The sequence below is a fragment of the Flavobacterium terrisoli genome, from assembly GCF_030167905.1.
In the GTDB taxonomy this organism is placed as follows: domain Bacteria; phylum Bacteroidota; class Bacteroidia; order Flavobacteriales; family Flavobacteriaceae; genus Flavobacterium; species Flavobacterium terrisoli.
Window position 1 is genome coordinate 211,092 of sequence record NZ_JARGNA010000008.1, and the last position, 23,028, is coordinate 234,119.

General features: G+C 39.0%; 15 protein-coding genes. 4 read left to right on the forward strand and 11 right to left on the reverse strand.

Annotated features, from left to right (window positions below; genetic code table 11):
• Positions 1 to 5 precede the first annotated feature (5 nt).
• The 9 genes from P1K33_RS12780 to P1K33_RS12820 form a co-directional block, all read right to left on the reverse strand.
• A complete protein-coding gene (locus tag P1K33_RS12780; protein ID WP_284653379.1) occupies positions 6 to 1,265 on the reverse strand; it encodes an asparagine synthetase B in 1,260 nt (419 codons plus the stop codon).
• 87 nt (positions 1,266 to 1,352) lie between these two features.
• Complete coding sequence (gene dnaB, locus P1K33_RS12785; protein ID WP_284653380.1) at positions 1,353 to 2,897, reverse strand: replicative DNA helicase; 1,545 nt, start codon at positions 2,895 to 2,897, stop codon at positions 1,353 to 1,355.
• Positions 2,898 to 3,036: 139 nt separating this feature from the next.
• Positions 3,037 to 3,990 carry an acetyl-CoA carboxylase carboxyltransferase subunit alpha gene (locus P1K33_RS12790; RefSeq protein WP_284653381.1) on the reverse strand — a complete coding sequence of 318 codons (954 nt, stop codon included), beginning with the start codon at positions 3,988 to 3,990 and terminating at the stop codon, positions 3,037 to 3,039.
• 100 nt (positions 3,991 to 4,090) lie between these two features.
• Positions 4,091 to 4,981, reverse strand: coding sequence for a DMT family transporter (locus P1K33_RS12795; protein ID WP_284653382.1), 891 nt, complete (start codon positions 4,979 to 4,981; stop codon positions 4,091 to 4,093).
• A complete protein-coding gene (locus tag P1K33_RS12800; protein ID WP_284653383.1) occupies positions 4,968 to 6,053 on the reverse strand; it encodes an LptF/LptG family permease in 1,086 nt (361 codons plus the stop codon). Before P1K33_RS12800 ends, P1K33_RS12795 begins: the two co-directional genes overlap by 14 nt.
• Positions 6,054 to 6,125: 72 nt before the next feature.
• The gene (tgt, locus tag P1K33_RS12805) at positions 6,126 to 7,256 is read right to left on the reverse strand and encodes a tRNA guanosine(34) transglycosylase Tgt (RefSeq protein ID WP_284653384.1); all 1,131 of its coding nucleotides are present in this window, start codon (positions 7,254 to 7,256) and stop codon (positions 6,126 to 6,128) included.
• 189 nt (positions 7,257 to 7,445) lie between these two features.
• The gene (locus tag P1K33_RS12810) at positions 7,446 to 7,760 is read right to left on the reverse strand and encodes a hypothetical protein (RefSeq protein WP_284653385.1); all 315 of its coding nucleotides are present in this window, start codon (positions 7,758 to 7,760) and stop codon (positions 7,446 to 7,448) included.
• Between the two features lie 148 nt (positions 7,761 to 7,908).
• Entirely contained in the window at positions 7,909 to 9,573 is a 1,665-nt protein-coding gene (locus tag P1K33_RS12815; RefSeq protein ID WP_284653386.1) for a T9SS type A sorting domain-containing protein, read from the reverse strand.
• A gap of 189 nt (positions 9,574 to 9,762) precedes the next feature.
• Positions 9,763 to 10,167, reverse strand: a complete 405-nt coding sequence (locus P1K33_RS12820) for a response regulator (RefSeq protein ID WP_284653387.1) — start codon at positions 10,165 to 10,167, stop codon at positions 9,763 to 9,765.
• Between the two features lie 198 nt (positions 10,168 to 10,365).
• On the opposite strand from P1K33_RS12820, the gene P1K33_RS12825 reads away from it, so the two are divergent.
• The 3 genes from P1K33_RS12825 to P1K33_RS12835 are packed head-to-tail and all read left to right on the forward strand — an operon-like array spanning position 10,366 to position 12,853.
• Positions 10,366 to 11,217, forward strand: a complete 852-nt coding sequence (locus P1K33_RS12825) for a transketolase (RefSeq protein ID WP_284653388.1) — start codon at positions 10,366 to 10,368, stop codon at positions 11,215 to 11,217.
• A 26-nt stretch (positions 11,218 to 11,243) separates the two neighbouring features.
• On the forward strand, positions 11,244 to 11,897 hold the full coding sequence (locus P1K33_RS12830) for a hypothetical protein (protein ID WP_284653389.1): 654 nt from the start codon (positions 11,244 to 11,246) through the stop codon (positions 11,895 to 11,897).
• Positions 11,898 to 11,899: 2 nt separating this feature from the next.
• Positions 11,900 to 12,853 (forward strand): transketolase family protein, encoded by a 954-nt coding sequence (locus tag P1K33_RS12835; RefSeq protein WP_284653390.1) that lies wholly within the window; start codon positions 11,900 to 11,902, stop codon positions 12,851 to 12,853.
• A 68-nt stretch (positions 12,854 to 12,921) separates the two neighbouring features.
• Here the strand turns inward: P1K33_RS12835 and bamM are convergent, their stop codons facing one another.
• Positions 12,922 to 13,971 (reverse strand): BamM family beta-barrel-assembly machinery protein, encoded by a 1,050-nt coding sequence (gene bamM, locus P1K33_RS12840; RefSeq protein WP_284653391.1) that lies wholly within the window; start codon positions 13,969 to 13,971, stop codon positions 12,922 to 12,924.
• A gap of 79 nt (positions 13,972 to 14,050) precedes the next feature.
• On the opposite strand from bamM, the gene P1K33_RS12845 reads away from it, so the two are divergent.
• Positions 14,051 to 14,431, forward strand: coding sequence for an RNA-binding S4 domain-containing protein (locus tag P1K33_RS12845; RefSeq protein WP_284653392.1), 381 nt, complete (start codon positions 14,051 to 14,053; stop codon positions 14,429 to 14,431).
• A 98-nt stretch (positions 14,432 to 14,529) separates the two neighbouring features.
• Here P1K33_RS12845 and P1K33_RS12850 read toward each other — a convergent pair whose 3' ends face one another.
• Positions 14,530 to 23,025, reverse strand: a complete 8,496-nt coding sequence (locus P1K33_RS12850; protein WP_284653393.1) for an NIDO-like domain-containing protein — start codon at positions 23,023 to 23,025, stop codon at positions 14,530 to 14,532.
• Positions 23,026 to 23,028 lie beyond the last annotated feature (3 nt).

Here is a 23,028-nt window from a genome sequence, read left to right on the forward strand (position 1 = left end):
TTTTATTAAGTTTTCTGTGGTTTCTTTCTCGCCGCAGGGAATAAAACATTGTTTAATATCAATCGGAATCCCGGGGAATTCGGATGTAAGTCAAGTACTGTTGGCTCATCGCCTACCCTGTGTTGGTAATCCTCAGGATCGTGGCCACCATAGAAGGTAAAGAATCCTTTTCCTTTTTGTCCGTGAATGTAACGCGCTTCATCGTTCAATTCGTTTTTACCCAAAGTCAACACGCTTGATTTAATCAATCTGCTGTCAAACGAAGTCGTTTGTCCCATAAATCCTTTGACCAACTGCGTGTGGTTTTGACACAGCATACTCGGAATCACATCCCATTTGGCAGAGAATTCCATTAGGGTGAAATAATCCTTTTCAAACGGAATTCGACGTTTCTCAGTCATATCAATATCCGAAAACTCATAGTGTTCCGGTTTTCTGTCTAAGATAAAATCTTTAAAAGCAAACGTTCGGCTGTAATCAATTTTCGATTGGTAATTGGCTTCACTGTCGTCACCATCAAACATCGGTTCGCAAATATCAACACCTTCGGCTGAAAGCGCAATATCAAAACTATCTGTCGCCGAACACATGGCAAACATAAAGCCGCCACCAATCACGAAATCGCGTATTTTTTTGGCTACCGCCAATTTCTCATTGGATACTTTTGGATAACCTAGTTTTTTAGCCAAAGCTTCCGCTTCTTTCTTTTGTTCGATATACCAAGGCGCATTTCTATACGCTCCGTAAAACTTACCATACTGACCGGTGAAATCCTCGTGGTGCAAATGCAGCCAATCGTATAAAATCAATTGGTCACTCAAAACTTCTTCGTCATAAACCACTTTAAACGGGATTTCGGCATACGTCAACACCATCGTTACCGCATCATCCCATGGTTGTTTTCCCGGTGGTGAATAGACCGCAATTTTTGGTGCTTTTTCTAAGACTACGGTTTCCATATTTTGTGACGGACTCGAAATATCATCCAAAATCGATTGCATTTCTCCATCCGATAACACTTCAAAACTTACACCCCGAATCTGGCATTCTTTGCGAATTTCAGGCACATCGGGCAATAAAAAAGAACCGCCGCGGTAGTTGAGCAACCAGCTCGCTTTGTATTGTTTGTCTAAGGCCCAATAAGTAATTCCATAGGCTTTTAGGTGATTCTTCTGTGCAACTTCATCCATGGGCAACAATAGGAAACCGGCCTTCATGGAAAAGGAAATCAGCAGGAGAAATAGGTATAGTGATTTTTTAAACATTTTTGCAAAATAATAACCCAAAGATAACAGATTTACTGTGAAGAAAAACATAAAAAAATCCTAAGCATTGCTTAGGATTATACTGCTTTAAAACGGCACATCACTGTCGTCATCATTGTTGATATTACTGCCAAAAGCTTCGTTGGGAGATGGCAGATTCTTAGTCATAAACGGATTGTCATCGTGGTTCATTTTGGAAGGCAAATCGTCAAATCCACCACCGTATTCTTCCAGGTTGTCAAACTTACCAAGGTTTCCGATGAACTTCAGACGTATATTTTCCAAGGAACCGTTACGGTGCTTGGCGATGATAAATTCGGCCTGACCGGCGGTTGGTGATTGCTCATCATCATCCCATTCGTCAATTTTGTAATATTCCGGACGATAGATAAACGATACGATATCGGCATCCTGCTCAATCGCTCCCGATTCACGCAAGTCGGATAGTAAAGGTCTTTTACTTGAACCACGCGTTTCCACGGCACGCGACAACTGTGATAAGGCAATTACCGGCACTTCCAATTCTTTGGCTAACGCTTTCAGGTTACGCGAAATGGTCGAGATTTCCTGTTCACGGTTTCCGCCGCCTTTACCATTGCTTCCACCGGCAGTCATCAACTGAAGGTAATCGACGATAATCAACTTGATACCATGTTGTGAAGACAAACGTCTTGCTTTCGCTCTTAAATCGAAGATGGAAAGCGATGGCGTATCGTCAATATATAAAGGCGCTTTTTCTAAGTCTTTTACTTTGGTAGACAATTGCTCCCATTCGTGTTTTTCGAGTTTTCCGGTTCTTAGCTTTTCCGAAGACAAACCAGTTTCCGAAGAAATCAAACGGGTGATTAACTGTACGGATGACATCTCCAGCGAGAACAATGCTACCGGATGACCAAAGTCAATTGCCATGTTACGTGCCATCGACAATACGAAGGCGGTTTTACCCATACCCGGACGAGCTGCGATGATAATCAAATCGGATGGTTGCCAACCTGAAGTTACTTTGTCCAGTTTTTCAAAACCGGTAGCGATTCCGCTCAAACCTTCTTTGTTGGCAATTTCTTCAATTCTTTTTTTCGCCTGGATCACCAAACTTTGTGCGGTTTCAGAGCTGCGTTTGATATTGCCTTGCGTTACTTCGTATAATTTGGATTCCGCTTTGTCGAGCAAATCAAATACATCGGTTGATTCATCATAAGACTCTTCAATGATTTCCGAAGAGATTTTGATTAAGCTTCGTTGGATGTATTTCTGTAAAATGATGCGTGAGTGAAACTCGATATGCGCCGAAGACGATATTTTTTGCGTGAGCTGGATCAGGTAAAAATCACCACCGGCCAAATCCAGTTTTCCTGCTTTTTTCAGCTGAGCCGAAACTGTTAACAAGTCAATAGGCTGAGAATCTGTGAATAACTGAAAAATAGCTTCAAAAATATGTTTGTGAGCGTCTTTGTAAAAAGCATCGGGTTGGAGAATATCAATTACCTCATCGACACCTTTTTTATCAATCATCATCGCGCCCAACACGGCTTCTTCCAAATCCATTGCCTGTGGCGGGAGTTTTCCTTTTTCTAAGTTGATGATGGTAGTTTTATCTACTTTGATAGGGTTAATATTTCTGAGATTTTCCATGAAACGAAAGTAGCTTTTTTTGTGACATTTATGGTTTAGAGTTATCCAAGACCAATGTTTATAAGTTTATGTTTTTTGTTAACAACCAAAAAAAAATCCGAAACCAGAGGGCTTCGGATTTAGATATATTTTGTAAGTTTTATTCCTTGTATTCGCCCATCTTGCTGTATTTATCCATCCTTTGAGCGACTAACTCTTCTGTTGATAAATCTTTCAATTCGTTAAAGGCTTTCATAATATATTGCTCCACGGTTTTGAATGTTGTTTCCTTATCATAGTGCGCTCCGCCTAATGGTTCCGGAATTACATCATCGACCAATTTCATTTTTTTCATATCTGAAGAAGTCAGTTTCAAGGCTTCGGCAGCTTGTTCTTTGTATTCCCAACTTTTCCATAAGATAGACGAACAAGATTCGGGAGAAATAACAGAATACCAAGTGTTTTCCATCATTAAAACCCGGTCTCCTACTCCTATTCCTAAAGCACCACCCGAAGCACCTTCTCCAATGATCACACAGATAATAGGTACTTTTAGGCGCACCATTTCCAAAATGTTTCTGGCAATGGCTTCCCCTTGCCCTCTTTCTTCCGCTTCCAAACCAGGATAAGCACCCGGAGTATCGATTAAAGTTACAACAGGAAGGTTGAATTTCTCTGCCATTTTCATCAAACGCAACGCTTTGCGGTAACCTTCAGGGCTGGCCATACCGAAATTACGCAACTGACGCATTTTGGTATTGATTCCTTTTTGTTGCCCGATCAGCATAAAAGACTGACCGTCAATTTTGCCTAAACCACCAACCATTGCTTTGTCATCTTTGAAATTTCTGTCGCCAAACATTTCAAGGAAAGTACCTTTGGTAAGGTTTGTAATGTGCTCTAAAGTATAGGGTCTGTTCGGATGACGCGACAATTGTACACGTTGCCAAGCGGTTAGGTTTTTATAGATTTTCCTTTTGGTATCCTCTAATTTTTTTTCAATTTGTTTACAAGTATCAGTGACATCGACATTGGATTCTGCACCGATTAATTGGCATTTATCGAGTTGTTCTTCTAATTCTTTAATTGGAAGTTCAAAATCTAAATATTCCATAGGGTTGTTTGTTTTGTTTAATCGAACAGCAAATATAAAATTTTAAATTGTGAAAAAAAGCAATTCTTGCGGATTAGTTTTAAACAAAGTTAACCTTGGTCTAACCTTTATTTAATGATGTCTTTCTGGTTTTGATCACCGCATTTAAGAGTACGGTAATTAAGATAATCACCGCGCCAATGTAAAATTCAAAGCTCATTTTTTCCTTGTCCTCAAAAATCAATACGGCTAAAATGATTCCGTAAATCGGTTCCAGATTGATGGTCAGCATTACTGTATAAGGACTTAAAAACTTCATTACTGCTGTAGATGCAATAAAAGCATAAGCAGTACAAACCGAACTCAATATCAATAAATAGATTAAATCTTTCATTGAAAGCTGGAAAAACTCAATCGAAAAACTCTGCCCAAACAGCAAAATAAAAGTAAAAAAAACGACGCCGCCACTGAGCTCGTAAAATGAAATCACCGTGGCATCATAGGACTTAACTAACCTGCTGTTGATCACCGAAAACAAGGCGGATAAAAAAGCACAGGTCAGCGCTGTGACAATGCCCCAGAAGTAGTTGCCTTCAACGTTGAAAATGATATACAAACCAACCACAACAAGCAATCCGAAGAAAACTTCATAGGGAACAATCTTTTTGCCATATAAAACAGGTTCGATTAAAGAGGCAAATAAAGCACCGGTAGACAGACAAGCCAGCGTAATGGAAACATTCGAAATTTTAATGGCATGAAAAAAGGTAAACCAATGCAGGGCTATAATCAATCCGGAGAATAAGAACTGAAGCAATATTTTGGGCGGAACCTTTAAAGGTAATTTTTTGTAGTAAATATAAATGACGATGAAACCAACGGCAAAAAGCATTCGGAACCAAACCAGCGGCAAGGCATCAAGGGTAATTAAGGCGCCAAGTATAGCGGTAAATCCCCAAATGAACACAATCAGATGAAGATGCAGATAGCTTTTTATATTATCGCTTGGCATTTCTTAAAAGGTAAATGGCTAAGGCTCCAAAAACAATATTAGGCGTCCAAACCGCTAATAGTGGCGGCGCTGTTGATTTTTCGGCGAGAACCCCAAAAACCTTATCCAGGAAGACAAAGGCAAACGCCAATACAATACCGATAGCTAGATTGGCTCCCATTCCACCACGGCGTTTCATAGCCGAAACCGCAACCGCAATAATGGTCAGGATAAAGGCCGAAACCGGAATACTGTATTTTTTGTACAACACCACCAAATAAGTATTGATATTGGAAGAACCACGGGCTTTTTCTTTGTCAATAAACTTGTGTAACTCGTTAAGCGGCAATGTTTCTGCTATATAAACAACCGGTGTTAAATCTTCCAGATCAAAGTTAAAAACAGTGTCCTTTTTTTCTCCGGTTTCAATGATATCACCCATTGCACCAACTTTTCTTTTGGTGTAACTGTACAAAGTGTAATTTTGTTTCTTCTCATTCCATCTAATTCGTCTGGCAATCAGCTTGAATTTTAATTTATCGTTTTCAAATTTCTCCATAGCGAAATTGAAAGCCGTTTTGTTGAGATCCTCATAATTGGTTACAAAAATATATTCATCCTTGCTGATTTGACGAAACACATCGGAGTTGTCCCGCATTTCGTTTTGTCCGTTACCAATGAGATAGGTATACCTGAAATTCTTAAATCCGGCACTGGCGCTTGGCACCAAAAAAACACTCATTATCAAGGCGAAAATGGATACGATAGTAGCGCCGATAATATAAGGACGCAAAAATCGGGTAAAGGAAATTCCTGAACTCAATATGGCAATGATTTCAGTGTTGTTGGCGAGTTTTGATGTAAACCAAATCACCGAAAGGAAAAGAAATATCGGAAATAATAAATTGGCAAAATAAATCGTAAAGTCGAGATAGTAGGCCGCAATCTTATCAAACGGCACTTTGTTCTCAATCATTCTGTTGACTTTTTCCGAAACGTCAATTACGATTCCAATAGGAATAAACATCAGCAACATCACTGAGAATGTGGCTAAATAACGCTTGAGGATGTATTTGTCAATTATCTTTAACATTGTTGGTTATTTGGTTATGCGGTTATTTGGTTATTCGGAACAAATCACCGAATTAACAAATCACCAAATCAACTATAATCTTTGACTCATTTGTTTTACCATCATGTCTTTCCAGGTTCTGAAATCTCCTGCTAAGATATGTTTTCTGGCTTCACGAACCAACCACATATAGAAACCTAAATTGTGGATGGTGGCGATTTGTTTTCCAAGATATTCATTGGCGGCAAACAAATGGCGCAGGTAAGCTTTAGTATATTCGGTATCTACAAAAGTATGACCCATTTCATCTATCGGAGAAAAATCGGCTTCCCATTTTTTGTTTTTGATATTGATGGTACCATTTGCCGTAAATAACATTCCGTTACGGGCATTACGCGTTGGCATCACACAATCGAACATGTCAATACCCAAAGCGATGTTTTCCAAAATATTAATTGGCGTTCCAACACCCATCAAATATCGTGGTTTGTCCTGTGGCAAAATAGCGGTTACTACCTCGGTCATCGCGTACATTTCTTCGGCCGGTTCGCCTACCGATAAACCACCGATGGCATTTCCCTGCGCTCCGGCATTGGCAATATATTCAGCCGATTGCGCGCGCAAATCTTTATAAGTACTTCCCTGAACTATCGGAAAGAATGTTTGTTCGTAACCATATTTAAAAGGCAATTTCTCCAAATGGTTGATGCATCGATCCAACCAACGGTGCGTCATGTGCATCGAGCGTTGGGCATAACGATAATCACATGGATATGGCGTACATTCATCAAAGGCCATAATGATATCAGCACCAATAGTACGCTGGATTTCCATTACATTTTCGGGTGTAAATACGTGATAAGAACCATCAATGTGTGATTTGAATTTCACGCCTTCCTCTTTGATTTTTCGGTTGGCCGAAAGCGAATACACCTGGTAACCACCGCTATCGGTCAAAATATTCCTGTCCCAGTTCATGAACTTGTGCAAACCACCGGCTTTTTCAAGGATATCGGTTTGCGGACGCAAATACAGATGATAGGTATTCCCAAGGATAATATCGGGATTGATTTCTTCTTTCAGTTCGCGTTGGTGTACTCCTTTTACCGAAGCTACAGTTCCAACGGGCATAAATATTGGGGTTTCAATTACGCCATGGTCGGTAGTAATGCTTCCGGCACGCGCACTTGAATTGGGATCATTGGCTAATAAATCAAATTTCATTTGTCTTTCTCTTAATCAGTCGGCAAAGATAAAAGAATTAGGATTTGGGAATTAGCATTTAGGATTTTATTTAACAGAATTCTCCTTTATCATCCATTAAAAAAAAGACAACTCATTTTTACAATGGATTGTCTTTAATACAAAACTAAACAAAACTAATTTCTACTTGGAGAAGAAGAAATTATACTTTTAAGAAAAATAGGGAGAATCAGGATTAGAATTTAGTTTTAGGCTTAGAAAGTTTTTCTCAAATTCATCCTTGTCGTCATTTTCTTCGTCCTCCTCTTCAGCATTGTCATCGCTTGTCTCTTTGGTTTTTTCCTTTTGTTTGGGTAATTTATCTAAATAATCATCTGTGTTATTATGTGAAACCCTATCCGGACTTGAATTGGTATTTATCACCTCTTTTTGTTGTGGCTTTTCTTCCGAATGCGAGTCATAGGCGCTTTGGGTTTGTGCCTTAGTTTCCGGTTTATTTTGACTTAAATTATGCTTCTTTTCCATTCTTTTATATCAGATCCTCGAATTGAGAATAAGTAAAAGTAAGGCAACCTAGCGATCTAAGGTTTTACAATTCTGCATCAGATTTATATGATTACCACATTTATAAAATAAAAAAAGGGTCATTACTGACCCTTTTTTTTGCAATTTCTTATTGCTTCATTGCTTTCGCATATTTTATACTGCCATCCTGCATCGTCAAAGTCAGAATGTAAAGCCCGGAATTTAAATCCCCCAAATAGATTTCCTGCTGAGGCTGTTCAACCGTTCTGACCAATTTACCGGTTGGCTCTGTAAAGGAAATCGTTTTCACCTCATGTGCATTATCCAAATGAATAATATCGGTAAATGGTACAGGATACACTTTAATTTTTTGCTCTGTTACATCAACAGTAGACAAAGCTTGTGTCAGTGTAACGGTTACTTTCCATGTATTATTATCAACCCTGTTATATTCAGCACTACAGCCAGAACCTCCATAGGTTCTCCAAGCTCTTAGGTCAAAAGTAACATTCCCCGTAAGACCATTGGCAATGGTTAATCCGGTTCGGTTGTAAGCATAAGTTCCCGTTGTACCTCCAACTCCGGAAGAAATTGCGGCTTCGGTTGTATTGTTCGTAGTACATACCAAAATTGATCTTTGCTCACTCATCCAACCATTACTTGCGGTGGTCATCGTATAAGACACATTGGTCGAGGCAATTTGAAAGCCTGCAGGAACATTTATCGTTAATGACCCGGGACATGCGGTTGTACTTGTTATTGTAGGTCCGGTAGAATACTCAGTATTGATATCCCCAAGGGTATAAGTAGTTTCCATTTGACCGGTTGTAAAGACTTTGAGTTGCCAAAACCCTTGCTCAGTGCCACAATTAGATCTGACCCAGAAATAATAGGTTGCTCCCATGTTAAGCCCTGAAAGTGTAACCGTAGTTACTCCTGCGCCAACACTACCGGTTGGGGTTGTTGAAGCTGTTGGGGCTGTAGAAGAGCTACTGTAATAATAATCATAACCTGATGAAGGTGCGCTTGCCGGTGCCGTCCAGTTAAAAATTCCACCATCATTGGTAGAGGCAAAAGTTATATTTGTTGGCCCTGAACAACTTGTGTAGGCATTAGCAGAAAAACCAAAGATATTAGGAATTCCTCCTGTTGTCTTGGTAACGGTAACGCTATTGATAAGCTTTGATTGATTGGAAACATTTATGTTTAACGGAATTTGATACAGTCTAGGATTTGTTCCACCTCCAGTTTCTAAAACATCATTTGTTATATTGATTCTTCCTATGCCTTGAATGGCAAAATTAGCGCCACCATACCAGTCTGAAATAGCAAGTCCTGTAAATGTTTCGGTTGTAGCATCGGCAAAGTTTACGGTTACGTTTACGGTACACGCACCACTCCCTCCTGTAGCCAACATGTATAAATTAACTGCTGCTAAAGGATTGGTAAATGCTAAAGTACCTGAATCATTAATATTTTCAAGTCTCAAAGCGTTATTACCACTATAAGAGGCCAATTGATAACTTAGTCCTGCCGGTGAAGCAACCGCGCTATTTATAAGCCCGTTTATCGGAAGTCCATAGGTCAATGGTGTGCTACCTGAAGTTAATTGAAAATCTCTTGAAACAAAGGCATAATTCACGCCATCAACATCATTGGTGGTTGATGTGGCAGATGCTCCTATGCCATTAGCAATGACATCGGCATTAAAACCACTTTGAATTGGGACCATTTGTAGGTTTTGTGCGTTAGTTTTTTGAAAAACCAACAAAACTGATGCAATAGAAGAAATAAATAGTAGTGTTTTTTTCATAATTGATTAGGTAGTTAGATTAATTTGGTGTCGAATTTACGATTTATCATTAGAAAAATCCAATATCAATAGTAGTTTAACAATAATCTCTATTTAAAAAAAACAGTTATATAAAAAAACAGCCTCAAATCCCTTCGAGGCTGTTTGCAAAATAGTGGTAAAGGTTGATTAATTGTATTTGCTATAGGTTTAAGAAGTAGTTTTATAACTAGCCAAATGAGCATTCAGTACTTCTTCCAAAGATTCTCTGTAATCGTGAACGTGGTGTTTTTTCATCAAATAATTAACGCCAAGATCAGAAAAATGACGCACCAATTTTTTTGGATAAGCCCCCGAAACCATAACTATTGGAATTTTTTTCAGGGTATCAGACTTTTTGATAATTTCCAAAATCTCCTGTCCATTGAGTATCGGCATGTGTACATCAAGAAAAATGATGTCCGGTTTTTCAACTTCTGTCTCCAAAACCAACAGCATAATCCTGCCTTCAGCAAATACCCTAACATTGTGTCCCAGGTCTTCAGCCACTTCTCTAAAGAAGTCTAAATCCTCATAATCATCATCTAAATAAAAAAGTGTTCTTGAATTTTTCATAGCCTTAACATTTGAAGTAAAACTACTTGAAATTTAAAATAAGGTCGTTACAGAATATTCCGCTTTTTTTATAAAATTTCTACCTGAGGCAAAAAGTTCTTTCATTCTTAATAATCCCTTGATAACTAATTTGTAAAACTTTTGCGGCTTGCAAAAATTAGAATTACTTTTGAGCCCAATAATTTATATCTATTTATAATGTCTAACACACAACATTTACAAGATTTCACAACACAAGTACGCAGAGATATTCTACGTATGGTTCATGCTGTAAACTCGGGACATCCGGGTGGTTCATTAGGCTGTGCCGAATTTTTCACAGTGTTATACCAACACTTATTGGAAAGAAAACCGGGATTTGACATGGATGGTAAAGGCGAAGATTTATTCTTCTTGTCCAACGGTCACATTTCTCCTGTTTTCTACAGCGTTTTAGCGCGTTCAGGATATTTCCCTGTTTCAGAATTGGCTACGTTCAGAAAACTGAACACACGTTTACAAGGACATCCAACGACTCACGAAGGTTTACCGGGTGTGAGAATTGCTTCGGGTTCTTTAGGACAAGGAATGTCGGTTGCCATTGGTGCCGCACAAGCTAAAAAACTAAACAATGACAATCACCTTATTTATTCCCTTCATGGAGATGGTGAATTACAGGAAGGCCAAAACTGGGAAGCCATCATGTATGCTTCGGCTAAAAATGTAGATAACCTTATTGCTACCATTGACTTAAACGGTCAACAAATTGATGGTGCTACCAAGGATGTATTGAATATGGGTAACCTGAGAGCTAAATTTGAAGCTTTTGACTGGGATGTATTGGAAATCAAAGAAGGAAACAACATTGAAGCCATCATTACCGGAATGACTGAGGCGAAAAACAGAACCGGAAAAGGAAAACCTGTTTGTGTTTTGTTACACACCGTCATGGGTCATGGTGTTGATTTTATGATGCACACGCATGCCTGGCATGGAAAAGCACCAAACGATGAACAATTGGCTACCGGATTGGCACAAAACTATAATGTTGGCGGTGAATCAGATTATTAAGAAGTAACCTTTAAACCGTAATCCAGATGAGAAACATTCTTTTAATACTATTATTTTTAGGACAATCCGTTTTTTGTCAGGAGTATCATTTTGATCGTTTCGTTCAATATAAAGAAACAAGTTTTGCTTATCAGGGATATACATTTACAACCGTTTATTTCAATTCAAAAAATCCATCTTATTATTTAGTCAACAGAAGCTGGAATAGCCAAATAAACGCCTATATCGTTGATAACATTACAAATACAACACATAATTTCTTTATTGAAGATCTTAGTAAAAACAAAGAGTATGCATATTTGAATTCTAAAAAATTCAATCCTGCTGATTGCGAAATTGACTGTTCAAAAAACAGCATTGAAGAAGCAAATAATGCGGGGCAGTTTACTAAGATTACCTACAATGAATTTACAAACGCCAAAAAAAAGAGAAAGGATTACGAAATTGAAGTTATTGTAAAACCAAGCGAATTCACTTGTTTAAAACCATTGATAAGAATTTTGCAACACCATTTCTTATTTTGTGAAGAATTAACAACAACAGATAACAGTTTACCTGTTTCAGCGAAATTAACAAGAGGAAAAGAAATTCGTTCAGAACAAAAATTAGAAGCCACAGGCAATATAGATTTGGATTTCTCAGTAAAAAAAGAATCTATAAAATACACAACAACTAACTAGAAATGAAAAAATACGAAAACACAGGAAGTAAAGATACCCGTTCAGGATTCGGAGCAGGAATGACCGAATTGGGACAAAAAAATGAAAATGTCGTGGCACTTTGTGCGGACTTGATTGGTTCGTTAAAGTTTGACGATTTCAAAAAGAATCACCCGGAGCGCTTTTTCCAGATTGGAATTGCAGAAGCCAATATGATTGGAATCGCAGCCGGTTTAACTATTGGCGGAAAGATTCCTTTTACCGGGACTTTTGCCAATTTCTCAACAGGTCGTGTTTATGACCAAATTCGTCAATCAGTGGCTTATTCTGATAAGAATGTGAAGATTTGTGCTTCACATGCCGGTTTGACTTTAGGGGAAGATGGTGCAACACACCAAATCCTGGAGGATATTGGCTTGATGAAAATGTTACCTGGTATGACTGTAATCAACACTTGTGATTACAACCAAACCAAAGCAGCAACGATTGCCTTAGCGGATCATCACGGTCCGGCTTATTTGCGTTTTGGTCGTCCGGTAGTGCCTAACTTCACTCCTGCTGACGAACCATTTGTAATTGGCAAAGCCATTATGTTAAACGAAGGTACTGATGTTACGATTATAGCAACCGGTCACTTGGTTTGGGAAGCTTTGATTGCGGCTGAAGCTTTGGAAGCCAAAGGCATTTCGGCAGAAGTAATCAACATTCACACGATAAAACCATTGGATGATGACGCCATTTTGAAATCGGTGGCCAAAACAGGATGTGTCGTTACCGCGGAAGAGCACAACTTTTTAGGTGGTTTAGGCGAAAGCGTAGCAAGAGTTTTGGCTTTGAACAACCCAAAACCACAAGAGTTTGTAGCTGTAAATGACAGCTTTGGTGAAAGTGGTACTCCTGAACAATTGATGGAGAAATACAAACTGAACAACCAAGCGATTGTCGCTGCCGTTGAGAAAGTACTCAAAAGAAAATAAAGAAATACGGTTCAATAAAAAAGCCGGCTTGTAAATTACAAGCCGGCTTTTTTAGTTTTATATTTTAATTAGTGACAAACCGCAGTTAGATGCTTTTTCTTGTTATCGCTACACAAAGGAATATTTGCATAAGGATAGGCATCACCCGTTACCGGGTCTTTGATTTCTGTTTTAGTCATGAACGAATCTCCATCATCATCAATATCAATAAAATCAGGCGTTCCATCACCATCAGTATCATCAGGATTATCAACGCCTTCAGCAAACACTCTTACATAACCATCAGCCACACCATCAACTTCTGTGAGTGTACCATCACTATTTACAATCGATGATACTACATCTTCCTGATAAGAATCAATACCGTCGCCATCATTGTCAACTCTTTGAATTTCGTATAATTTAAAACTGAAAATTAGTGGTGAATAACCCGGAACAGCAGTTGAGCCACCATTATAATAACCCAATCCGGAAGGTATGAACATTACTCCTGCACCAAAATCGAAATAGCTTACAGTTCCATCAGGGTTTCCAACATAACTTCCTGTTTTGAATTTTGGTAAAATTTCACTCCAGCCTTTAATTAGGGAAGATAAAGTCAAATAGCTTTGTGCATCTTCTGATCTTTCAAACTCAAAGAATTTAAGCACATCAACCTCTGTTTCCTGTCCATTAATGGTTTGCGTTTCCTTTGCGGTATACAAATAGTTTCCAACATAAGAAGTCAAGACTCTGTCAACGTTACAAGGTGCTTTTTCAATATCAGCAGCCGGAGAAGTGTTTCTGTCTATTTCTCCTCTTAAAGGAATATAGTAAATTTTATAGGTGATATCATTTTGGTTAACATACATCGTCTTCAAAATACCCATATCCATAATTGAAGTTTCTGTTCCGCCTGCTTCAATTTTGGTAAAAGTTACATCCTGATCATTAGTTGCACCCGGATTATCTTCAACAGTCATGGTATGTGTATCCAAGAACTCTTCAATCTTAGCCATGTCCTTTTCATACTGCTCTGAGTAATCTCTCAGAGGTTCAGAATCATCATCATTATTATTACAAGAAACTATCAATAATCCTACAGTAAAGAAAGCAATAGTTTTAAAAAAATTATTCATTTTTGTTTGATTTTAGAGCTCGCAAGATACAATATTGATTTATTTTTGTAAACTATTTAACGTTGATTTTGGAAAAAAAATGAGAGTTGATAAATATTTATGGTGTGTTCGCTATTACAAAACCAGAAACATGGTTACCGAGGCTTGCCGTAAAAATCAAATTACGGTCAACGGACAAGTAGCCAAGGCTTCCCGAGAGGTTTTCCCAACCGACAAAATCACTTTCAGAAAAGATCAGATCACTTATATCATCACGGTTTTAGATATTCCTGCCAATAGAGTTGGCGCCAAACTGGTTGATGTTTACCGAAAAGACGAAACACCTCCTGAAACTTTTGCCCATTTAGAATTACTAAAACTATCCAAAGAACATTACCGAAAAACAGGCACCGGAAGACCTACCAAGAAAGACAGAAGAGACCTGGAAGACTTTGAATTTGATACAGAAGACGAAGCATAGCATTCTTCAAAACGGTTAATCAAAATAATTTAAATTTTTTAAGCATAAAAAAACCCATCAATTACTTGATGGGTTTTTCATTATTAATTATTTGTTATTTATCGTTTAACAACGCGAACAGTTTGAACTGTTTCATCTTGAGTTACAACTACATTATAAACTCCTGATGGGTAATTGTTACCTATTGGAGAAGTTCCCAAATCAGCAACAGTAACAGATTTTTGTTCAACTAATCTACCTACCATGTCATAAACTTTGATAGCGATTACTGATGTACTTGTTGTTTTAACATCAATCATAAAGTTAGCTGCAAATGGGTTAGGATAAGCAGTCGCTTTAAATGGCTCAGCAGTAACTTGTTTAGATGCTGCCGGCGTGATGATGCTACAATCTTTAGCATAATCAGTAAATGTACCAAACAATTCCAAGGCAACGGCCACAGTATAAGTTGCTCCCGGAGTTAATCCTGAGAACTGGCTTAAGGTGAAGCTTGCAGTAGCATTAGTTACTGTTTGTTGGTAGTTAATATCACCAAACTCATCATAAGAAGTTAATCTGAAACGATAAGCTGTAGCTCCAGGGAATGCAATTGCATTGATTGGAGAAGTGTTTGATGGTACTAAATAATCCTCACATTGAGATGCAACAAGAGAAGTCTCCGGTGCAGCCGGTGTGAATACTGAACAACGTTGTCCGTATTGTGACCAAGCTTCAAATCCAGCTAATTTAACACGGATTTGTACATCTACTCTGTATTCAGTATTGAATAATATTGGTAAACCTACTACGTCAGTTAACTTAAAGTTAGGCACTGTACGCTCAATATAGTAATATGTTGTAGGCGCACTGGCTAAAGACACTCTGAAACGGTATAAATTAGTTGATGATACCGTATTAGCATTAATAGTAGAGTTAACGAATAACAATGTTGCTCCACACTGCGCTGTTACTACTTTAGTAGTAGCAACCGATGCAGTTGTTAACGAACAAGTACTACCGTAATAACCTTGAACATTACCATTCAGGATAGCTGCAACTCTAATGGTAAATGTCGTACCATAAGCATAGTTATCAGCATCTGTCAATTTGAAGTGGTGTTGACTACTTTGAACAATAGAAACTACACCTGTATCAGTATTCGTGATTTCAAATTGGTAACCTGTTACAGTGTAACCAAAAACACTTGCCTGAGAACAGTTGATCTGATTGTTCAATCCGTTATTGATACTACCACAAACATTTGAAGTAATATTAACCACAACTGGATTGAATGCTATTTGGTAAGTTCTAGGAGCACCATAACATCCATTCGCGTAAGGTGTAATCGTCACCGTTGAAGGAGTCGCTGTAGGGATGAAAGACGGAATAGCAGTTACGCCATTTACATCAGCCAATCCAGAAGCTGCACCACCACTGATGTTGAACGTTACTCCTGATGGAGTTCCAGTCAACGGAATAGCTGCAGTTGGGAAACCACTGTAATAATTTTGGTTTGCCACAGCATTAACTGTTGGTGTTGGGTGAACAATGATAGTTACCGTTCCTGATTGTGCATTAGAACAAGTTGTTGAACTTGAATCCTGAACACTAACCAAAGTATAAGTAAATGTACCTGCCGTTCCTGTAGGTTGAGCTATAGTAGCTGTATTACCTGAAGAAACGATAGTTTGATAACCTCCTCCATTAAATCTATAGGTAAATGTATATGGTGCAGTTCCGGTAGCTCCTGTAAAGGTTACTAAAGGCGCCGTATCATTTTGACATACCGCAGTTGAACCACTGATAGTAGCAGTCGGAAGTGGATTAACAGTGATTGTCGCTGTTGCAAAACCTCCAATTACACCTCCATATACCGGATAAACAAAAATAGTAGCCGAACCAGGAGTTGGTACAAACGATGGTATTGCACTTACACCTGTAACATCAGCTAAACCTACACTGGCACCTCCAGTAATGTTGAATGTAACTCCAACATCAGTTAAAAGAGAAGCAGGAGAAGCAGTCAATGGAATAGCGCTTGTTGTTGCACCTTCACAGTAAGACTGATTCGCAATAGGATTTGTGTTTACCGCACTTACAACGATGTTATAAGATACAGATGCTCCTGTACAGTTGTTAGCTTTTGGCGTAATAGTTACCGTAGCTGAACCAGTAGTAGGAATAAACGAAGGAATAGTTGTTATTCCAGTAGCATTTGCCAATCCAATAGCTGCACCACCACTGATATCAAATGTTACACCTGAAGGTGTTCCAGTTAACGGAATAGCTGCTGTTGCCAAACCATTGTAGTACAATTGGTTTGCAGGAGCTACTGCTGTAGGTGTAGGGTTAACTGTAGCATTTACTGATACTGTTTTTTTACATCCTTTACCATTGGTAACTTCTACTGAATATGTTCCACTGTTCGCAGGTGTAGCATTAGCTATACTTGGGTTTTGAACAGTTGATGTAAAGCTACTAGGTCCAGTCCAAGCATAAGAATAGGCTAATGGTGTGAATGTTAAACTCTGACCATTTACTAAACTGGCAGTATTTGATGAATACTGAAGTGCTGAAGTGCTATTGTATTGAATACCAATAGTTGCGTTAGCACCAGCATCATATGTTGCACTACCAAAGATAACATCAGGGTAAACAAAATTGATTACACCTGTAGTCAAATTCAATTGAACTTGGAATGTGATAGAACCTGTTGTAAAGGCATCATGAGCCATAGTAGTAAACTGAATAATGTATAAATTACCAACAGTTTGCGTTTTACAAGTAGCTCCTGTTTGGATATCTAAATCATCCCAGAATGGTGCAAGGAAAGTATTTCCTGCTGAACTGGCAGTACTAGGTAATGCTACATTAGAGAACGAAACTTCTCCCGTAGTAGAACCAAACACAATCAGTCCATTATTACCAATTCTTGCTGTGGTATAAGACACACCATTGAAAATAAAGGCAGGGAAAGTGATATTGTGCTCACTATCATCAGCCAAAGTTCCAACAGAAGTTCCTGTAGCATTAATATCAATAAAGGCTACACCACTGTTAGTGTTTAAATTATAACCGGCTTGTGGAGGAATTGTTACGTTAAGATTTAAAGTACTGCCCTCACAAACTGCCGGAGCACTTAATACAGGAGCAGGTAAAGCATTAATAGTTAAACTATAAGTAACCGATGTTCCTGTACAACCATTGGCTTTTGGCGTAATGGTAATAGTAGCTGTACCACTTGCTGTTGGAGCAAATGAAGGAATTTGAGTAACTCCTGTTTGATTTGCTAAACCTAATGCAGCACCACCGCTTATATCATAAGTAACACCACTTGGCGTTCCTACTAAAGGTGTAACCGGTACAACAGCATCAAAACAATAGGCTTGAGCTGCTGGCGCAACTGCTGTTGGTGTTGGGAAAACAGTCAATACCGAAGCAGAGCTTGTTACCGTAGTACAATTAGTCACATTTACAGTATAACTTCCTGAATTTGCAGGTGTTGTTCCTGTGATAGTTAAAGTAGCCGTTGTTGCTCCTGAAACTCCCGAACCGTTTGATAATGGAGAGCCATCTTTAAACCATTGGTATGTCAATGGAGTAGCACTAGAAGCTGCAACTGTAAAGGTAGCTGTTGCTCCTTGACACAATTGTTGAGAAGCTACTGGTCCTGAAGTAATAACAGGTGCTGCAGAATCAACAGTAACAGCCGCTGAATTAGTAGCTGTACAACCTTGGCTTGAAGTAACAGTAACTCCATATGTTGTATTTACAGCAGGGTTAGCCGTTGTAGAGGCTCCTGATCCAGTAAATCCTGAAGGAGTTGATGACCAAGCATAAGTATAAGTTGCCGTTCCGTTTCCTAGAGGACTGAAACGATATACTCTTCCGCTATCCGGTAAAAGTGGAGCTGCAAAAGTACCTAAGGCAACCGTTGAAGAACTGCTTGTACCTACAGTTGGTGTAGACCATGAACCTGTATTACTTAATGATCTTACGTTAGCAGCTGCTGTACTCGCACCTCTTAAACCAACCTGAACTGTTCCAGATGAAGTTCTTGCCGAAGCTGTAGTAAATGATCCATAACGAATCTCAACAGCATTAGTTCCTTCATATAACCAAATTTGGAAGTTTCCGGTTTCAGGATTAACAGTTGAAGAGAAACTCTTAATATTAGTCCATTCGATTTTGGTAATTCTACTACCCACTGCTCCTGATGTTTGCACATAATAGGTAGTTGAAGTAGTATTATTTCCATTTAAATCTCTATTGAAAGCAGCAATAATATTATTATCAGATCCGCTTAATGCACTATAATTGGTTGTTGAAGTTGAAGCTGCCCCCAATTGAATCCAACCATTCGCATTGATTTTAAATGTTGTAAAGTTAGCATTTCCATAGTTAAATGTAAATGGTAACGTTTGAGTAGCTGAAATAGCATCATCCATTGATGATAAAGTAACCGCAGTTGTTCCCACACCACCAACTATCGAAGCATACGGAGCTGTGGTATTCACAAAGGTATAACCTCCAACAGCCATTGGCGTTGGAACCAAATTAACTAAAGCAGCTGTTGAGCTTAAAGCAACTGGAGCTCCCGGACATACTGTAGCCGGAGCAGCCGTTGCTGTAGCTGTGAAAGAAGCACCAACTCCAACTGTTGTTTGAGCAGTATTAGTACAACCATTTGAATCTGTACCGGTAACTGTATAAACAGTGCTCACTGAAGGCGTTACACTAATTGATGTTCCCGTTTCAGACGTTGACCATGAATAACTGTTAATATTACTTCCACCTGCGGTTAAAATTACTGCTCCACCACTTGGAGTACAGTAAGATGCAGCAGACGAAGAAACTGTAATAGTTGGGTTACCCACTGAAATAGTAGCAGCGTTAGATTCTAAATCCGCACATTTACCTGGTCCTGAACCAGCACCTGTTACAAATGCTTTATAAAAATAAGACCCAACAGGCGTTGCTGAAGTAGTAGTTACAGATAAATTATTAGTATTTGCTCCTGAATAAGAGGCTCCTGCAGGTGTACCCGCGGCCAAAGTATTCCAAGGTCCGGCTGCTGAAGTAGCATATTTCCATTGTACACTTGCTACTGAACCTGAAGTTGCAATAGATAATGGTGTAACAGTGGTTACTTTACAAACATTAACTGGTGTAGCAGATACGTTAGTTACTATAGCAACTGGAGTATAAGCATTAAGTGTAGCCACTGAACTGTCTAAGAAGAAGTCCAATTGACATTTGAATTGATAGTTGTTATGAGTTGGATTGATACCTGAAACAGTCAATGTTTTAGGGCTAAAATCATTAGCACCAGCGAACGTTAAACCTGTAACTCCGTCAAAACCGTCAACAATATCTGTGAAGTTTAAGCCACCATCAGTACTGATTTGCCATTGAACGTTATAAGGCTCATCACCTGTTGTTACAATAGTAAATGAAGTACTTGAAGCACCACATAAGCTAACACTTGCAGGTTGAGTAGAGAAACCTGTACTGGTTACATTTAACACTGCTTCAATTGGTGCCAAAGTAGCACAAGGTGCTAAACCTGTTACCAAACATCTATATTGATACGTATCAAAACCTAAAGTAATATTATCAACATTCAAAATACTTGAGGTTTCACCTGTATAATCAGGATTAGCAGCTAAAATATTCTGCCATCCGTTAACGTTATCATTTACTTGCCATTGGTAAGTTACAATTCCTGTAGTTACCACTTCAAAAGTAGTTGGTTGACCCGGAGAAACAGTTCTGGTAGTAGTTCCTGAAACAATTGATCCCGGTTGATTTACCGTTACTGTAACTTGAGATGTACTAGAACAAGATGGTGTAGTATCATTACTTGTTGCCATTACATTATAAGTAGTGGTAACCATCGGGCTTACATTTACTGAAGCACCAGTTAAAGTAGCACCGCCACCAACTGGCGTCCAGCTGTATGAATTACTTCCACCTGAAATAGCAGTCAAAGTACCACTAGTACCAGCACAAATTGTAATTGGATTTACACTAAATGTAGGTAGTGGAGCAACAGCTATAGATACACTTCCGCTAGCTGTACAACCATAACCTGTAGTAGCAGTAGCTGTATATGTTTTACTAACTGTAATACCTGTAGCGGTAGTTGGGTTAGCCGAAGCACTTGTTAATGTACTTCCTGCAGGGCTTTCAGTCCATGAATAAGTCAAAGCATCAACACCTCCTGTGATAGTCACATTATAATCCTGAGTTTCACCCCATCCGCTTGAAGAAGCTCCACAAGCTTGGTTATTAGCTACTGGAGAGTCGTTTCCGGCAACAAGACGTAAACGTGTAACGCCATTAAAAGCTAAAGCCGGTACGGTAAAAGTAACTGTAGCCGTTCCACCTGAACCAGCATTAGTAGAAGCTCCTAAAAATTCAGAAGTATCAAATGAACCATCTTTGTTGTAATCAATCCATGCACCAAAATATTGGTTAGGATCTGTTCCGAAAGAAACCGAGATAGTACTTGAACCTGGCGACAAAGTAGTAGTCGTTGTAGCTGTACTTGGATTAAAATAAGTATAGCGAGCAGCGCCTCCACAACCTGAAGTTGCATTGTTAATAGAACCTAAAGTTACATTAGTAACATCATCTCCTGAACAACCACTTCCGTGTGTAGAATCACAATAAACAGAAGAACCCCCTGTTACAGCAGTAGCCGTAAGCGTAGCAGTTCCATTACCACAAACACTTGTAACTGAAGAAGTAACACTACTCATGGTTACTGCAGGAGCTAAAGTTACTGTAGCAGTAGTTGATGCTGTACAGTTGTTAGCAAATGTAGCAGTTGCTGTATATAAAGTATTAACTGTAGGACTTACAGTAATTGAGCTTCCTGAACCAGAATAAGCGGTTGCAGTCCATGCAAATGTAGCTGGCTCAGAAGCCGTAACACTGAGTGTTGTTGACTCACCAGGACAAATAGCAAAATCACCTGTAATCGCATTAATCGTTCCAGGGAAGTTAACAGTTACAGTGGCCACTGATGAATAAGAAACAGTTAAAGGATCAGCAATACAATATACTTTTAAACGGTATGAAGTAGTTGCTGTTATAGTACCTGTACTTAAATTGGAATAACCCGGCGAAGCAGTTCCGATAGGCACTCCTGCCGTAGCAAAATTATCGGTAGATGATTCCCATTGGTATCTTGTACCGGTTCCATCACTATATCCTGTAGCTGTAATAGTAGTTGAACCAGAATTACAATATACCGGTGTTCCTGCAGTAGCAGTTCCCGCAACAGGAGTAGTACAAGTAACACATGTACCTGTATATAAGGCTTGAATAGAAAAACCTGAACCTGTAGCACTAACGTCAGAAGTAAACTGAACAGTGATAGGTTGCCCAGGAGCACTACTGAAAGGTGTCATTGTTCCACCCGAAGTACCATTATAGGTATACAATAAAGTTCCACTGGTACCAACACCAGCATATATTCTAACATAATCAAAACTGGATTCTAGATAACCCCAAGAACCAGTAATAGAGATTACACCTGTTCCAGAGTTATCTAAAACTGTATAACCGTTTGCATTGTTAGCATAATCACCTGTAGGACCTGCATGGTCAAACAATAAAGTATTAGTACCACAATCAACTGTGCTATTTCCACTAAACGGGATATTAGTACTTACACAAGGAGTACCTGTGTAAGAAACTGAATTAGAGAAATTACTAGTCCCCGGAGCAGTGCTACAGGTTGTTAATATTCTATAGAACTTTGTTCCTAAAGTAGTGGTTAAATTATAAGAACTAGAAGTAGCTCCAGCGATGTCTGTCCATGTGCTATTATCCGGCGATGATTGCCAAATATATGAAACACCTGTTCCAAAAGTCAAACCAGCACTGTTTAAAGTAACTGAACCACCTGCACATCCTGAAGTTCCAGAGATAGTAGCAGTACCTGCATTAGGCGTTCCATTACATACTAATGGCGGTGGTGAAATAGAAAAAGTACCCGGACATGGACTAGCCGGTGAAGGCCAGGTATCAAACCAAATAAAATACTCAACCCCAGCAGTCAAAGTAACACTAAGACTTTTAGAAGTTGCACTGCTACTTACTGCATCAACACAAGTTCCTCCTGAAGTGGGACATCCTTGGTAAACAAAGATACCGGTCCAGGATTGACCTGCAATCGAAATAATGTGTACTCCGGTAGTTGTTGGCGTCAAAGTATAAAGGGATTCAAAACCTCCTTTATAAAAGTTAGACGCAGCACCACAAACCGTCGGTACATTTGTAGCATTCAAATCATCTGTTGTTCCACAAACCAACGCTTGGTTAGTTATGGGTAAAGATGCAGCACTTAAAGGAATTGCATTAGGACAAGTCGTTACCGGAGTAACAACACTTGTTGCACTTGCCTTTTTGTCTTTACCTGAATTAGTTATCCCAACGGACGGATTGTGTCCAAAGGAAACTAAAAAAGATAATAACAGCACACACATCATGCCTGTTTGAACAAAACTTCGCGTGGGATTAGGCGATAGCCCAACCACTTCCTGCGACAGTTTTTTGAGCCAGGTTCGCGAACGTGAACTCAAGTTAGTGTAGTTGTTAATCATAAT

Excerpts from the sequence above, each read along its gene's own strand:
- P1K33_RS12780 (WP_284653379.1), bottom strand. The coding sequence starts at position 1,265 with ATGTTTAAAAAATCACTATACCTATTTCTCCTGCTGATTTCCTTTTCC.
- dnaB (WP_284653380.1), bottom strand. The coding sequence starts at position 2,897 with ATGGAAAATCTCAGAAATATTAACCCTATCAAAGTAGATAAAACTACC.
- P1K33_RS12790 (WP_284653381.1), bottom strand. The coding sequence starts at position 3,990 with ATGGAATATTTAGATTTTGAACTTCCAATTAAAGAATTAGAAGAACAA.
- P1K33_RS12795 (WP_284653382.1), bottom strand. The coding sequence starts at position 4,981 with ATGCCAAGCGATAATATAAAAAGCTATCTGCATCTTCATCTGATTGTG.
- P1K33_RS12800 (WP_284653383.1), bottom strand. The coding sequence starts at position 6,053 with ATGTTAAAGATAATTGACAAATACATCCTCAAGCGTTATTTAGCCACA.
- tgt (WP_284653384.1), bottom strand. The coding sequence starts at position 7,256 with ATGAAATTTGATTTATTAGCCAATGATCCCAATTCAAGTGCGCGTGCC.
- P1K33_RS12810 (WP_284653385.1), bottom strand. The coding sequence starts at position 7,760 with ATGGAAAAGAAGCATAATTTAAGTCAAAATAAACCGGAAACTAAGGCA.
- P1K33_RS12815 (WP_284653386.1), bottom strand. The coding sequence starts at position 9,573 with ATGAAAAAAACACTACTATTTATTTCTTCTATTGCATCAGTTTTGTTG.
- P1K33_RS12820 (WP_284653387.1), bottom strand. The coding sequence starts at position 10,167 with ATGAAAAATTCAAGAACACTTTTTTATTTAGATGATGATTATGAGGAT.
- P1K33_RS12825 (WP_284653388.1), top strand. The coding sequence starts at position 10,366 with ATGTCTAACACACAACATTTACAAGATTTCACAACACAAGTACGCAGA.
- P1K33_RS12830 (WP_284653389.1), top strand. The coding sequence starts at position 11,244 with ATGAGAAACATTCTTTTAATACTATTATTTTTAGGACAATCCGTTTTT.
- P1K33_RS12835 (WP_284653390.1), top strand. The coding sequence starts at position 11,900 with ATGAAAAAATACGAAAACACAGGAAGTAAAGATACCCGTTCAGGATTC.
- bamM (WP_284653391.1), bottom strand. The coding sequence starts at position 13,971 with ATGAATAATTTTTTTAAAACTATTGCTTTCTTTACTGTAGGATTATTG.
- P1K33_RS12845 (WP_284653392.1), top strand. The coding sequence starts at position 14,051 with ATGAGAGTTGATAAATATTTATGGTGTGTTCGCTATTACAAAACCAGA.
- P1K33_RS12850 (WP_284653393.1), bottom strand. The coding sequence starts at position 23,025 with ATGATTAACAACTACACTAACTTGAGTTCACGTTCGCGAACCTGGCTC.